This window comes from Paraburkholderia sp. BL23I1N1 (genome assembly GCF_003610295.1).
Classification (GTDB): Bacteria; Pseudomonadota; Gammaproteobacteria; order Burkholderiales; family Burkholderiaceae; genus Paraburkholderia.
Genome location: NZ_RAPV01000001.1, coordinates 993,754 through 1,006,640 on the forward strand (window position 1 = coordinate 993,754; position 12,887 = coordinate 1,006,640).

Consider the following 12,887-nt stretch of genomic DNA (forward strand, 5'->3'; position numbering starts at 1 on the left):
TCCTGAACGGCACAGCAACCATGGATTTGCCTTCGCATGAATGCCCAGACTGAACGCATCGCCAAAACGTACGACGATTTGCCCTACATATCGGGGTGCTTTCCACAAAGCGCCCCCGAGCACCTTCGGGCAGTGGCCTATCTGTTTGGGCTCGACGCTCCTCCGCTTCATCAGGCGCGCGTGCTGGACCTCGGCTGCGCCGCCGGCGGCAACGTCATTCCCTTTGCTACCCGCTATCCGCAGGCCACAGTGGTCGGGGTGGATCTCCCCGCGGTGCAGATCGAGGCCGGCCGGCGTGCGATCGAGACAATCGGGCTGAGCAACATCACGCTGAGGCAGGGGAGCATTGCCGATCTCGACGCCAGCCTTGGGCAATTCGACTACATCATTTGCCACGGCGTTTACAGTTGGGTTCCCGACGACGTCCGCGAAGCCATTCTGCGCGTTGCGAGCGAATGTTTGAGCCCCGAAGGCGTCGCCTATATCAGCTACAACACCTATCCTGGCTGGAAGGCGAAGGAAGTGGTGCGCGACGCCATGATGCTGCGCGGCGGCGGCCGTGCTTCGCAAGAAGAGGGGCTGGCTTATGCGCGCGGCATGATCGATTTCCTGCACGACACGGCGCAGCCCGGCAGCCTGCTGGAAAAGATCATGGATGACAACATTCAGATGGTTCGTCACGGCGACGCCTGTTACCTCAATCACGAGTATCTTGAGCTGTGCAACAGTCCCTGCTATTTCCGGGAGTTTCTCGCGAAGGCTGCACACCGTGGTCTGAGCTACCTGGCCGAGGCGGAGATCGCGAGCATGTTTGCCGGCAACCACGGACGGCATACTGCGGAATTGTTGTTGAATGAGTGCGCCGGTGAACAGGTGGTACTTGAGCAATTGATGGATTTCATCAATAACCGGACCTTCCGCGAGACCTTGCTGGTTCATGACAAACGCGCTGACCAGATACGCTATCGGCTCGACCCGAGCCGGCTCGTTAGCCTCCATCTCGCCGGCCGCTATGTGCCCCAGCCCGATAACGACGGTCGTTGGCAGGAGGTTCACAGCGGCAGGGCTGTCGCTACCGGACCGGACACACAGCAGGTGATCGATGCGCTCAACGAGGCCTGGCCGGCAACGGTCGCTGTTGAGGCGCTTGTGCGGCGGGTGGCAAGCGTTTCCCGGCAAGCGGCGGAGGAAGTTGAATCCAGCGTACTGAAGATCGTTTACAGCCTGATTATCAGTAATGCAGTGCGGTTTCGGCTAGAGCCTGTCATCGCGCCGCCCCGTCCGATTGCGTACCCGGAGGTGCCGGCAGTGTTGCGCCGGCTTGCCGAACTGCGCGTCAGCGGCGACGTGCCGCTGACGCTGTTCAACGCGTGGCACGAATGTCTGGTGACACTTGGGCCGGTCGAGCAGAAGCTGCTGCCCCTGCTGGACGGCGGCCGCGATATCAATGCGCTGGGGGAGATCATCGGCCGCAGCGTGGCAAACGACGAATTGCATTTCCAGCGTGATGGAAAGTTACTGGTGCAGCCTGAGGACATCGCCGCTGCGATCGAGGAAAACGTCCGGCGCTCCGTGCAATGGTTTGCCGAAATCGCGACGCTTGCGGCATCCAGCGAAACGGCGCCTGCCGGCAAACCAGCTCCGAAACGGCGTGATCGAAAGGCGCAGTAACGTCAGGCGGCGCTTGCCACAGTCTTCGCGATGCGCCGCCAACCGAAGCACTTGAAGCGCCAATAGAAAAGGGGTCATGAGTAAACTCATAACCCCTTGATTCCGTGGTCGGAGCGAAAGGATTCGAACCTTCGACCCTCTGATCCCAAATCAGATGCGCTACCAGGCTGCGCTACGCTCCGACGAATCCGAGATTCTACGTGGCATTGGGTGCCAGAGTCAATCACGAATTGCGTCGGAATGAAAAAAGGGTCGCAGACTTCAGCAGCGGACAGGAAGCGTTGCTCGTCAGTGCGCGCTCGCCGGTTGTACGTCGGCGAGCTTTAGCCCTTCAATGCCGGCGCCGCATCCAGTGCGGCATGTGCTGGTGTGCGATCCAGTGATGCAGCATGCCCTCGCCGTCGTGTTCGCGCCTGTAGGTTCTCGACTCAAAAATCGACAGGGCAAGCAGCACGAGCAGTCCTATTGCAAGTCCGATCAGACCTGCGATCGATTCAGCGTCCATGGCAGTCTCCTATGACACGCAGCTGTGCCTCTATAGTAGATCACGCGTCACAAAATGGGAGGGGGAGACTGCCGGGCCCAACATCGTCGAATTCGAATTGCAGGTAGACTCTCGGCGCTTCGTTGCCGTTATCGTCATTCTGTATCGAGAGTCTATGAACCGCGTTGTATTGATTGTGTTGATGCTGGCTGCCGGACTCGCCGGCTGTGCCAACGATCCTGCCGGGCATCATGGCGGGCCGCCGCCGAAAGATCCCGTCGACTACCACGGCGTCCCTACCGACGACCGGCCGCCGGTCATGGCGCCCGCGCCCGGAGCGCCTGCTGGGGAATGAAAGCGAAGCGCCGGCGCGGGCACGCCGGTGCTTCTGACCCGCGCAGACAAGTCGCGCGGAGAGCGCGGGCTGCAATTATTCTAGGGCGAAGCGCGCGCGTGATATGTATGCGCTTGTTTCAAGCCGTAACTGTGTGCGGCATTGGGGAGATGAGCGCATAGCGCGTGATTCCTCTGCGGCGGAGCACAACGTATGCGTTCCTAAGACGAAAAACCGTCGCGCATGCAAGCCGGGCGCTGAAGCAAAAGCTAGGAGTCCGCGCGGCAGACAGAATTTGAGCCTCCGGAGTTGACGCCAGATCGGGCGGCGTCAACTGCGATTGCAGTTTTGCCCGCCAGTGCGCGCAAAAATGGTTTGCCCGGGGGCGAAATCAGGCAAACTTGCCCCCTTCCGGGCTTACGCAAGTTTCATTTTCGACATTCTGCGCAGGTTCAGCGCCACGCAGACGAGCTTCCACTCGGCCTGAGCCTTGGCCAGTCCGCGCATGCTGAATTGTCGAAATCCGAGAACGCTTTTTACCCAGGCATTCGGCGGTTCGGACAGCCATTTGCGCTTTCGATAGGCCGCCTGAGTTTGCGCAGAGGTAAACTTTTCTGCCATCGCGGCGCACAGCGGGCGCTTCAGGGCATCGACCCTCACATCTTTCTTGCCCTCGCGTCCGGGCGCCACAATCAGCTCGGCGGGATGCTCGCGCAATTGCTCGAACGTCGCTTCCGACCGGTAGCCCGCGTCGGCAAGGACTTGCCTGGGATTGGCGCCAGCGTCACGCAGCACGGCAGCAAGAACGCCTGGCAACTGGCCGCTGTCGGCGGCACTGTTACCCAGTTCGGCCGCGACGATGATGTGGGCCGTGTCGTCGACGGCAGCCTGGGCATTGTAGGAATAGTCGAAGCCGCCGCCGGCGTGCTTCATGATCCGGCTTTCCGGGTCAGTAAAATTCTCCTGGGCGTCGGGCTTGGGCTCGCCGAACCTGTACTTGAAGCGCGACTTCTTTTTCGGCTTGTCGCCGCCGTCCGGCGGCGTGTCGTCGTCGCTACGACCACGCGCGATATCGGCCTGGCGCTGGCGCTCTTCCAGACGCGCACGCGCAGCACGGATGACCGCAAGCCGGTCCTCGCGCCGCGTGATCTCGGCCGGAATATCGAGTTCAGGCTCGTTCTTCTCAGCGTCATCGGCCACTTTCGCTTTTGCCAGCAGCGCATCGATCTGTTCTTTCAGTTCAAGCTCGGCTTTCTTCATCCGGTCGTAGCTCATCGCCTTGTGGCGCGAGGCATTGGCCTTGATCTTCGTGCCGTCAACGGCAATCGTCCCGAGCCTGATCAGTCCGCACTCCCTGGCCAGTTTCACCACCTGCACAAACAGGTCCGACAGTTCTTTGAGGTGAAAGGCGCGGAAGTCGCACAGCGTCCGGTGCGCCGGATAGTTGCCCGCCGCCAGGACCCGGAACGCGACATCCTCATGCAGCTTCCTGGCCAGCTTGCGCGACGAGAACACGCCGGTCGCATAGCCGTACACGAGCACCTTCACCATCATCGCCGGATGAAAGGGCTGGTTGCGCTGACCACCGCCGGCATACCGCGCATGGAAAGCGGAGAGGTCGAGTGAGTCCACCGTGTCGCTGATGTAGTAGGCAAGGTGCCCTTCGGGCAGCCAGTCTTGCAGCGCGTGGGGCAGCAACATCTGCTGCTGCGGCTCGTAGGGGAGATAGCTTGTTGTCATCTGCTAACAACGTTTACCCTGCCCGACCGGATGACATCAGACTTCTGCCGCGCACGCTCCTAGGCGGCCACGCCCGCCATGCCTCGTACGACGCGTGGCAAAAAGCGCGCGAGCGTTACGCCGCGGGCGGCCATGAAGATCAGCATCGCGGCCCACAAACCGTGATTGCCGTACAGCGCAAGCAAGGCCCACGAAGCCGCGACGAACACCGCAAACGACACCACCATCGACGACATCAACTCATGCGTGCGCGTGGCGCCGATGAACACGCCGTCGAGCAGAAAACCCCACACCGAAATCACCGGAAGGACCGCGGCCCATGGCAGATACGTCTCGGCTGTGGCGCGCACCGCGGCCTGATTGGTCAGACCTTCGATGATCCACGAACCCGCGCCCCAGTACACGAGCGAGAAGCCCAGCGCGCCGAGTGCGGACCACAGCGCCGTGACCTTGATGGCCTGCGCGAACGCGGGCCGGTCGCGCGCGCCGATCGCAGCGCCTACCAGCGCTTCGGCAGCATGCGCGAAGCCGTCGAGTCCGTAGGCCATGAAGGTCTGAAAATTAAGCAGCAGCGCGTTGGCGGCAAGTGTGGTGTCGCCTTGCCTCGCGCCGAGATGCGCGAACCAGCCGAACGACGACAGCAGACAGAGCGTACGCACGAAGATGTCGCGATTCAGCACCACCAGACGCTTGAGCGCGGCAGAGTCGAGGAGGGCGGCGCGGTTCAGCGCAGGCAGGCTGCGGGGTCGGCCGTACCACAACAGTGCGGAGCCGAGTACGAAGCCGAGCGCGTCGGCCGTGGCCGTGGCCGCGCCGATGCCGGCCACGCCCCAGTCGTACACGTACACGTACAACAGCACCGCTACGATGTTCACGCTGTTGATGAACACTTGTGAGAGCAGCGCGAGCCGCACCTTCTGCGTACCGAGCAGCCAGCCGAGCACCACATAATTGCCGAGCGCGAGCGGCGCGGCCCAGATGCGCGCGTGACAGTAGATCTGCGCGTGGCGCTGCACCGCGTCGCTGCCGCCGATCAAGCGCAACGCGTAGCCGATCAGCGGCCCTTGGAGCAGAAGCACCGCTGCACCGATCGCCGCCGCCAGCAACAGCGCGCGCACGACGTTGTTGCGCAACTCGGCGTGGTCGCCCGCGCCGTGCGCTTGTGCGACGAGGCCCGTGGTGCCCATGCGCAGGAAGCCGAAGCCCCAGAACACGAAGTTGAAGAACAGGCCGCCGAGCGCCACGCCGCCGAGATAGGACGCGCCGTCCAGATGGCCGGCAACGGCGGTGTCGACCGCGCCGAGAATCGGCTGCGTCAGATTGGCGAGGACGATGGGGAACGCCAGCGTCAGCACCCGGCGGTGCCAGTGCACAGGGACGGCAGGTGGCGTCGCAGCCGCGCCGTTCTCGACTCCCCCAAGGGGACTTCCTTCGGGGCGGGGGACTTCCTCCGCGGCGTGTGCGCTGTCGCTCAACGGCGTTCCTGCACGCACACCCATGGCGAGACGACCACCGCCCGCAGATCGGGATCGCGCGCGGCGAAATCGGCGGCGGTTTCCGCCTGCACACGCTCGACAAGGCCGGAAGACAGCCATTGCGTGATCTGCGTGGTGTCGTCGCTGGCGATGGCCTCGGCGACGCTCACCAGATCGATGTCGCTCGCGACGCGCAGCAGGATGCCGCGCGCGAAAAAGCGTTCAAGTTCGGTCCAGCCGATTTTGGCGGTTTCGGCGAGCAGCTTGGCGTACAGCGGGCTATGGGTGGCGTCGTTGGAAGTCATCGTAAGCGGGTTCTGACGGGGCCGTTACTATAAACCATCGGCGCGGACCGCCAGGGCGGCGCGCGTTCCGGTACGCTTGAGGCTTTCGAAAATCATTCTGAACCTTCATGTCACTGGATTCAACGGCGCTGGCTTCGGGCGCGCAAGCTTACGCGGTGAGCGACACCACACTCACGCGCGCCGACGTGGAGCGCCTCATCACTGCGAGCCTGGCAGGGAGTAAAGCGCCGCTCCATTTCACCGACTGCGATTTCGAAGGCACCGATCTGTCGCGACTCGATCTGCGCGGCGCCGAATTTCATCGTTGCACGATTGTCGAGACGTCGTTTTTTGGCTCTGCGCTGTCGCACACCCGTTGGGTCCGTTGCCGCGGACGCGAGGCGGATTTCGCCTTGGCCGATCTGGTCGACGCGGCGTTCCAGTCGAGCGATCTGAACAACACCAGTTGGCGGCGCGCCAAGCTTGCCTCCGCGTCGTTTCACAGTTGCAAGCTGACCGGTGCCAATTTCGAAGCCTGCACGGCGCTGGGTTTGAGCTTTGTCGAAACCTTGCTGGTGGGCGCGCATTTGCGCGGCTTGTCGTTTCGCAAGGCCACGCTCCAGCAACTCGATTTCTCCGACGCCGATCTGGCCGGTGTCGATTTCCGCGAGGCAATCTTCGATGGCGGCAGTCTGAAGGATGCGCATCTGAAAGGCGCGCGCTTTGACGGCGCGGACCTGCGCGAGGCTGACCTGAGCGGCGTGCGGCTCGTCGATGCGGCGCTTTTCAAAGGCGCGACGATTTCGCATCAACAGGCGGCGGTGCTCGTGACCGAACTGGGTCTGCGAGTCATGTGATGGCTGTTTTCAAGCTGGCCGGTTTAGCCATTCGGCCAGCTTGAATGAATCGCTGCGTGTGCCTATCATCCGATTTATCGATTCACCGAAATCAGTCGATTTTAAACTTCGCAATTTGTCAGTTTATCTGAAGATTTTTAATCTATTCGCTATTCGCGAATATGTTGTGAAGAAATGCAGCTGCTTATTGGCGTCTCTCAATATTCGCGAATACATCAGTATGGTGCGTTGGCGCACTAAAGGTTCGCAATGCATTAAGCGTCCGGATTATACTGGGCGCGGCTGGCGGGGGCGTCCAAAGGGCTTTCGTCAGGCTTTTCCAGTCGTGTGCGAGCAGGTGCTTGATTAATAAGGTCTTGCGGGCGGCGTGCGTGATTTTCATGCGCCGTTTGCACGGTGTTTCGCGTGAAAAATATAAGGGTATTTACCCTGCTCATTTCCGACATTCTCCTTCACATAATGCGGATTCCGTACGCAGTGTCACATTGCTCGCGAAATTAATCCATTGCACTTGTAAAAGCCGATTGTTAGATTCCGTTCTGGCGCATGGTGAACCGGTCCTTTGCCGATATGCGCCGAACCCCCGTTAGCCCGGCCTCGTGCCGGGCATTTTTTTGCCCGGTCATTGTCGATTCAATCCGGAGTTGCCGCGTTGCTCTATTGCGTGTTGTCGTGTCTTCACTGCTTGCAGCGAATCACCATTGACCGGTTTTTGACGTTCGCACCGAAAATCCCACCGACCGAACCGCCCGAGGTGGCACCGTTGTCGACGTCCTTCGAAACGACGTCGTAGCCATAGTTGCCGCAGACTTCACCCGCGCGTTTGTAGCACTCGGCCCAACTGGAGCTTGCATCACTGCCGCTGCAGTTGATCGCGAAGCCGGTGTCACCGCTCGGCAAATAGGTCATGATGGTGGTGCTGGAGCAGCCACCGAGGCTGCCGAGCGTCAACAGGCCGAGGCCGATCGCTGCGGCCGTTGTTAAGGACGCCAATGCGCTCTTCATTGCAGATTCCTTACAGATAACAAGGGAGAACGTGGCGCGAGGCCACGTCATGCATAGGATTGAGCGTTTCATAGTATGCCCGGTTCCCGCGACTACAGCAGGGCGCATGCCTACCGTTGGGCGGCTAGGAGCGTGCGCGGCAGAAGTCTGATGTCATCCGGTCGGGCACGGTAAACGTTGTTAGCAGATGACAACAAGCTATCTCCCCTACGAGCCGCAGCAGCAGATGTTGCTGCCCCACGCGCTGCAAGACTGGCTGCTCGAAGGGCACCTTGCCTACTACATCAGCGACACGGTGGACTCACTCGACCTCTCCGCTTTCCATGCGCGGTATGCCGGCGGTGGTCAGCGCAACCAGCCCTTTCATCCGGCGATGATGGTGAAGGTGCTCGTGTACGGCTATGCGACCGGCGTGTTCTCGTCGCGCAAGCTGGCCAGGAAGCTGCATGAGGATGTCGCGTTCCGGGTCCTGGCGGCGGGCAACTATCCGGCGCACCGGACGCTGTGCGACTTCCGCGCCTTTCACCTCAAAGAACTGTCGGACCTGTTTGTGCAGGTGGTGAAACTGGCCAGGGAGTGCGGACTGATCAGGCTCGGGACGATTGCCGTTGACGGCACGAAGATCAAGGCCAATGCCTCGCGCCACAAGGCGATGAGCTACGACCGGATGAAGAAAGCCGAGCTTGAACTGAAAGAACAGATCGATGCGCTGCTGGCAAAAGCGAAAGTGGCCGATGACGCTGAGAAGAACGAGCCTGAACTCGATATTCCGGCCGAGATCACGCGGCGCGAGGACCGGCTTGCGGTCATCCGTGCTGCGCGTGCGCGTCTGGAAGAGCGCCAGCGCCAGGCCGATATCGCGCGTGGTCGTAGCGACGACGACACGCCGCCGGACGGCGGCGACAAGCCGAAAAAGAAGTCGCGCTTCAAGTACAGGTTCGGCGAGCCCAAGCCCGACGCCCAGGAGAATTTTACTGACCCGGAAAGCCGGATCATGAAGCACGCCGGCGGCGGCTTCGACTATTCCTACAATGCCCAGGCTGCCGTCGACGACACGGCCCACATCATCGTCGCGGCCGAACTGGGTAACAGTGCCGCCGACAGCGGCCAGTTGCCAGGCGTTCTTGCTGCCGTGCTGCGTGACGCTGGCGCCAATCCCAGGCAAGTCCTTGCCGACGCGGGCTACCGGTCGGAAGCGACGTTCGAGCAATTGCGCGAGCATCCCGCCGAGCTGATTGTGGCGCCCGGACGCGAGGGCAAGAAAGATGTGAGGGTCGATGCCCTGAAGCGCCCGCTGTGCGCCGCGATGGCAGAAAAGTTTACTTCTGCGCAAACTCAGGCGGCCTATCGAAAGCGCAAATGGCTGTCCGAACCGCCGAATGCCTGGGTAAAAAGCGTTCTCGGATTTCGACAATTCAGCATGCGCGGACTGGCCAAGGCTCAGGCCGAGTGGAAGCTCGTCTGCGTGGCGCTGAACCTGCGCAGAATGTCGAAAATGAAACTTGCGTAAGCCCGGAAGGGGGCAAGTTTGCCTGATTTCGCCCCCGGGCAAACCATTTTTGCGCGCACTGGCGGGCAAAACTGCAATCGCAGTTGACGCCGCCCGATCTGGCGTCAACTCCGGAGGCTCAAATTCTGTCTGCCGCGCGGACTCCTAGCGCGCCGGCAGCGCGCGCGATGGGTCGATCGAGCGGCCTTGATAGCGCAGTTCGAAGTGCAGCATGACCCGATCGGTGTCGGTGTCGCCCATCTCGGCGATCTTCTCGCCGCGGCTGACCGATTGACCTTCCTTCACGAGCAGCACGCGGTTGTGCGCGTAGGCGGTCAGATATTCGGCGTTGTGCTTGATGATCAGCAGGTTGCCGTAACCGCGCAAGCCGTTACCCGCATAGACCACCGTGCCGGGCGCTGCGGCGATTACCGGAGTGCCCGCTGCCGCGGAAATGTCGATGCCCTTCGAGTTGGAGCCGTCGAAGCGCCGGATCACCGTGCCGTCAGCCGGCCACACCAGCGAGATCGTTGAAGCCGGAGCGGGCGACGGCGCGCTATCGGCGGGCGCCGGGCGCGGCGCTGCCGACGCGCTCGCGCTGCCCGCGCCGCTGCTGCGTGCTGCACCACCGCTTGTGGACGCCACGTTCCCCGGCGGCGCGACGCGCAGCACCTGTCCGACCTCGATGCTGTCCGGATTGGTCAGATTGTTCCAGCGCACGATGCTTTGCATCGACTGCCGGTTACTGCGCGCGATCTTCGACAGCGTATCGCCCCGTTCGACGCGGTAAAAGCCTGGCCCCGCCGGAGCGGACCCGCAGGCGGCGAGTACCGCCAGCAACGACGCGCAGGCGAGCCGTTTCATCATTCTTGTTGTGTTACGCATTGGACCTCGCAAAGCGCTGCCACGCGCCGATCCCGATCACGCGGCAGGTAGATGCAAAGCGTCCGATTCTAACGGTTTTGCGCTGCAACATCCGAAAAACGGATGCAGAAGAGGGTACGCACGGCCGGGAACGTGGCGAAACGCCGCGTTCCCGGCACGTCGCGATAGACGGAAAACCCGCGATCAGCGCAGCTTGCTGACGTTGATACGGAGCGCGGCCGTCTCGGTTTGTCCCGCTTCGAGCCAGCGCAGTCCCATGCCGTTGTGGATCGCATCCGGCAGACCCAGCCATGGCTCGACGCAGTAGAAGTCCGAGGTAGCGGCTTCGCTCCACGTCGTGACCGCGTACCAGGGCACCGAGCCCGGCCGTTGCAGATCGATCGTGATGAGCCGGTTCAGACCGGGCGCGATGAGCCGCACAGGTTGGTCCGGCTCACCGACGAGACGATGGAAGCGGTCGTGAATGCGCGCCTCGTCGAGCGTGTAGCGCGCAGCGCCCGGTTCGGCCGCGCTGATCGAGCCGTCATCCTGCTGATAGCACCGTTCGGTGCGCGGCAGTTCCAGCGAGGTCTCGGCGCGCTGCGTGTGCGGCAGCGTGAAATAGAAGTGGTGACCCGCGTAGTAGGGCAGCCGCGTGTTGCCGGTATTGGCGGTGCTCAGCGTAACGTCCAGCGTATGCGTATCGACGAGCTGGTACGTTGCTTCGAAACGGAAGCCGAACGGATAGCCGCCGCGTGTCGCATCGCTGTCGGTGAGGGTCATGCGCAAGCCGGCGCCGTGAACGTCGGCGTGAGCTTCGAACGGCAGGTCGCGTGCAAAACCGTGCATCGGCAATTCGCGCACCGTGCGTTGTGCATCACGCCAATAGCCGATCTTGCCGTCGACGCGATGCCGGCCGAGAAACGGAAACAGCAGCGGGTTGCCGCCGCGAATCCTCGCGGGCTGGCTCCAGTCGGCGTTCTCGGGCCAGTGAATCACCTCTTCGTCGTCGATGGTCCACGACAAAAGACGGCCACCGGCTTGCGGCGCGAAACGGAGCACGGAGGCGTCCTGGGCGATCTCGAGAATGTCCTGTTGCGGGGAGAGGGGCATGGTCGATGGACTAGTTGATAAAGGTTTGAATGCGGTTCGCGTGCGGTTCGAGTGTGGCTTGGATGCGAGCAACAGGTGAGTTGAGCGTGCCTCGAACGTGGGTTTAGAACGTTTGAAGGCGCCGCAGAGCGACCTCGCGAGAGCACGATTTTGCGCTGCTTTCCGCTACGGGGAAACCCTTCTGGGGAAATTGCGGGTGTCGAAGAAGCCTCGTTTTTGGCAATAATCCGCTGACTGCCCGGTCAATCAACGACCGGGCGAGACCGGCTCAGGAGGTGTTATGGATCTCGCAATGGCAATGGGTGTGGCGCTGTTCGGCATGTTCGCAGCAAGCACTGTCTACTTCTTCTATAAGCTCGAGCGCTGATCCAGTCATCGGCTTCCTGTTCTGCTGGGCCGTCAAGGCGAGCCCGGTACGCGTCTCGCGCGTTCAGCGCGTCAAACCTCTTGATGACAGGGCGGCCGCTGGCGGCGCCCCATTTTCTTTCTGCGGCGTAACAACGGTTTCCAGTTGTGATGCGGCGCATCAATATTTCCCTGGATGCGGTTCAAACGCTTGGCGCTGACTTTGCAGCCAGGCATAATCGGTGCGCCTTTGACGCGCCGTGTATTTCGTATTGCGGCGCGCTGTTCCCCGACATTTTCCTTACAAGGACCGCCGCGTGAACCTGTCGTTTCTAATCTTCCTTAGCGTGCTGCAAGGCGTCACCGAACTGTTTCCGGTCAGCAGCCTCGGCCACACGTTGCTCGTGCCCGCATTGTTCGGTATGCATATCGACAAGCATGCGCCGCAGTTGCTGCCGTTCCTCGTCGCGTTGCATCTCGGCACGGCGTTCGCGCTGCTGTGGTACTTCCGCAAGCGCTGGTACGAATTGGTGAGCGGCTTCTTCGCTTCGTTCGGCGGCCGTAGCAATGACAACGCGCACATGATGTGGGCGCTTATCATCGGCACGATTCCGGCGGGCCTCGTCGGGCTGATCCTTGAGAAACGTCTTGAGCGGATTTTTCACGATCTGCGCATCGTTGCAATCGCGTTGATCGTGAACGGCGTGCTGCTGTGGTTTGGCGATCGTCTGCAACGTTCGCGCGCGCATCAGGCGCCGGAGAAGCTCACTTTCCGCCAGGCGTTTTTTGTCGGCCTCGCGCAGGTCGGCGCATTGATTCCGGGCTTCTCGCGCAGCGGTCTGACGATGATCGCCGGCAATGCGGCCGGCCTGACGACTGAGAAGGCCGCCGAGTTTTCGTTCCTGCTCGGCACGCCGATCATTTTCGCGGCCGGCGTGCTCGAACTGCCGAAACTGTTCCATGCGCCGGGCCAACTCGCCGATGCATTGCTCGGCGGCGTGCTGACCGCCATCGCCGCGTATCTCAGCGTGCGTTTCCTGATGCGTTATTTCGAAGGTCGCGGACGTCTGGCTTCGTTCGGCGTGTACTGCGTGATCGCGGGGGTCGTGTTCCTCGGCTGGTTCATGCTGCATCCGCAGCCGGTCTGATTTCGCGAGACATGCCCGCTACTGTGCGTTGAGTGCGAGCGTGCGGCTGGCAGGCAAGAAGCGATCGGTTATAATCCG

12 protein-coding genes and 1 tRNA gene are annotated in these 12,887 nt (G+C 61.8%); 5 read left to right on the plus strand and 8 right to left on the minus strand.

Going from position 1 to position 12,887, the window contains the following annotated elements; translation table 11 throughout:
- Window positions 1-36 precede the first annotated feature (36 nt).
- Window positions 37-1,671, plus strand: a complete 1,635-nt coding sequence (locus tag B0G76_RS04765; RefSeq protein ID WP_120290500.1) for a methyltransferase regulatory domain-containing protein — start codon at window positions 37-39, stop codon at window positions 1,669-1,671.
- A gap of 105 nt (window positions 1,672-1,776) precedes the next feature.
- Here the strand turns inward: B0G76_RS04765 and B0G76_RS04770 are convergent.
- Together B0G76_RS04770 and B0G76_RS42735 are read right to left on the minus strand one after the other, a co-directional pair.
- Window positions 1,777-1,853, minus strand: a tRNA-Pro gene (locus tag B0G76_RS04770).
- Window positions 1,854-2,002: 149 nt separating this feature from the next.
- On the minus strand, window positions 2,003-2,176 hold the full coding sequence (locus B0G76_RS42735; RefSeq protein ID WP_183081991.1) for a hypothetical protein: 174 nt from the start codon (window positions 2,174-2,176) through the stop codon (window positions 2,003-2,005).
- Between the two features lie 154 nt (window positions 2,177-2,330).
- Between B0G76_RS42735 and B0G76_RS04775 the strand changes: the two genes are divergently transcribed.
- A complete protein-coding gene (locus B0G76_RS04775; RefSeq protein WP_120296204.1) occupies window positions 2,331-2,510 on the plus strand; it encodes a hypothetical protein in 180 nt (59 codons plus the stop codon).
- A gap of 396 nt (window positions 2,511-2,906) precedes the next feature.
- Here the strand turns inward: B0G76_RS04775 and B0G76_RS04780 are convergent, their stop codons facing one another.
- The 3 genes from B0G76_RS04780 to B0G76_RS04790 are packed head-to-tail and all read right to left on the minus strand — an operon-like array spanning window position 2,907 to window position 6,009.
- Entirely contained in the window at window positions 2,907-4,229 is a 1,323-nt protein-coding gene (locus B0G76_RS04780) for an IS1182 family transposase (RefSeq protein ID WP_120289662.1), read from the minus strand.
- 59 nt (window positions 4,230-4,288) lie between these two features.
- A complete protein-coding gene (locus B0G76_RS04785) occupies window positions 4,289-5,704 on the minus strand; it encodes an MATE family efflux transporter (protein WP_409076697.1) in 1,416 nt (471 codons plus the stop codon).
- Window positions 5,701-6,009 carry a DUF2288 domain-containing protein gene (locus B0G76_RS04790; protein ID WP_120290504.1) on the minus strand — a complete coding sequence of 103 codons (309 nt, stop codon included), beginning with the start codon at window positions 6,007-6,009 and terminating at the stop codon, window positions 5,701-5,703. The genes B0G76_RS04785 and B0G76_RS04790 overlap by 4 nt, the downstream gene beginning before the upstream one ends.
- A gap of 107 nt (window positions 6,010-6,116) precedes the next feature.
- Here B0G76_RS04790 and B0G76_RS04795 point away from each other — a divergent pair, with 107 nt between their 5' ends.
- Window positions 6,117-6,845: a pentapeptide repeat-containing protein gene (locus B0G76_RS04795; protein WP_120290505.1), complete on the plus strand. Its 729-nt coding sequence runs from the start codon at window positions 6,117-6,119 to the stop codon at window positions 6,843-6,845.
- A 678-nt stretch (window positions 6,846-7,523) separates the two neighbouring features.
- Here B0G76_RS04795 and B0G76_RS04800 read toward each other — a convergent pair.
- Window positions 7,524-7,850, minus strand: coding sequence for a hypothetical protein (locus B0G76_RS04800; RefSeq protein ID WP_120290507.1), 327 nt, complete (start codon window positions 7,848-7,850; stop codon window positions 7,524-7,526).
- A 187-nt stretch (window positions 7,851-8,037) separates the two neighbouring features.
- Between B0G76_RS04800 and B0G76_RS04805 the strand changes: the two genes are divergently transcribed.
- Complete coding sequence (locus tag B0G76_RS04805; RefSeq protein ID WP_120290509.1) at window positions 8,038-9,360, plus strand: IS1182 family transposase; 1,323 nt, start codon at window positions 8,038-8,040, stop codon at window positions 9,358-9,360.
- 144 nt (window positions 9,361-9,504) lie between these two features.
- Here the strand turns inward: B0G76_RS04805 and B0G76_RS04810 are convergent, their stop codons facing one another.
- Window positions 9,505-10,224: a peptidoglycan DD-metalloendopeptidase family protein gene (locus tag B0G76_RS04810; RefSeq protein WP_120290511.1), complete on the minus strand. Its 720-nt coding sequence runs from the start codon at window positions 10,222-10,224 to the stop codon at window positions 9,505-9,507.
- 183 nt (window positions 10,225-10,407) lie between these two features.
- A complete protein-coding gene (locus B0G76_RS04815; protein WP_120290513.1) occupies window positions 10,408-11,316 on the minus strand; it encodes an aldose epimerase in 909 nt (302 codons plus the stop codon).
- A gap of 662 nt (window positions 11,317-11,978) precedes the next feature.
- On the opposite strand from B0G76_RS04815, the gene B0G76_RS04820 reads away from it, so the two are divergent.
- Window positions 11,979-12,809 carry an undecaprenyl-diphosphate phosphatase gene (locus B0G76_RS04820; RefSeq protein ID WP_120290515.1) on the plus strand — a complete coding sequence of 277 codons (831 nt, stop codon included), beginning with the start codon at window positions 11,979-11,981 and terminating at the stop codon, window positions 12,807-12,809.
- The last annotated feature ends 78 nt before the right edge of the window (window positions 12,810-12,887 follow it).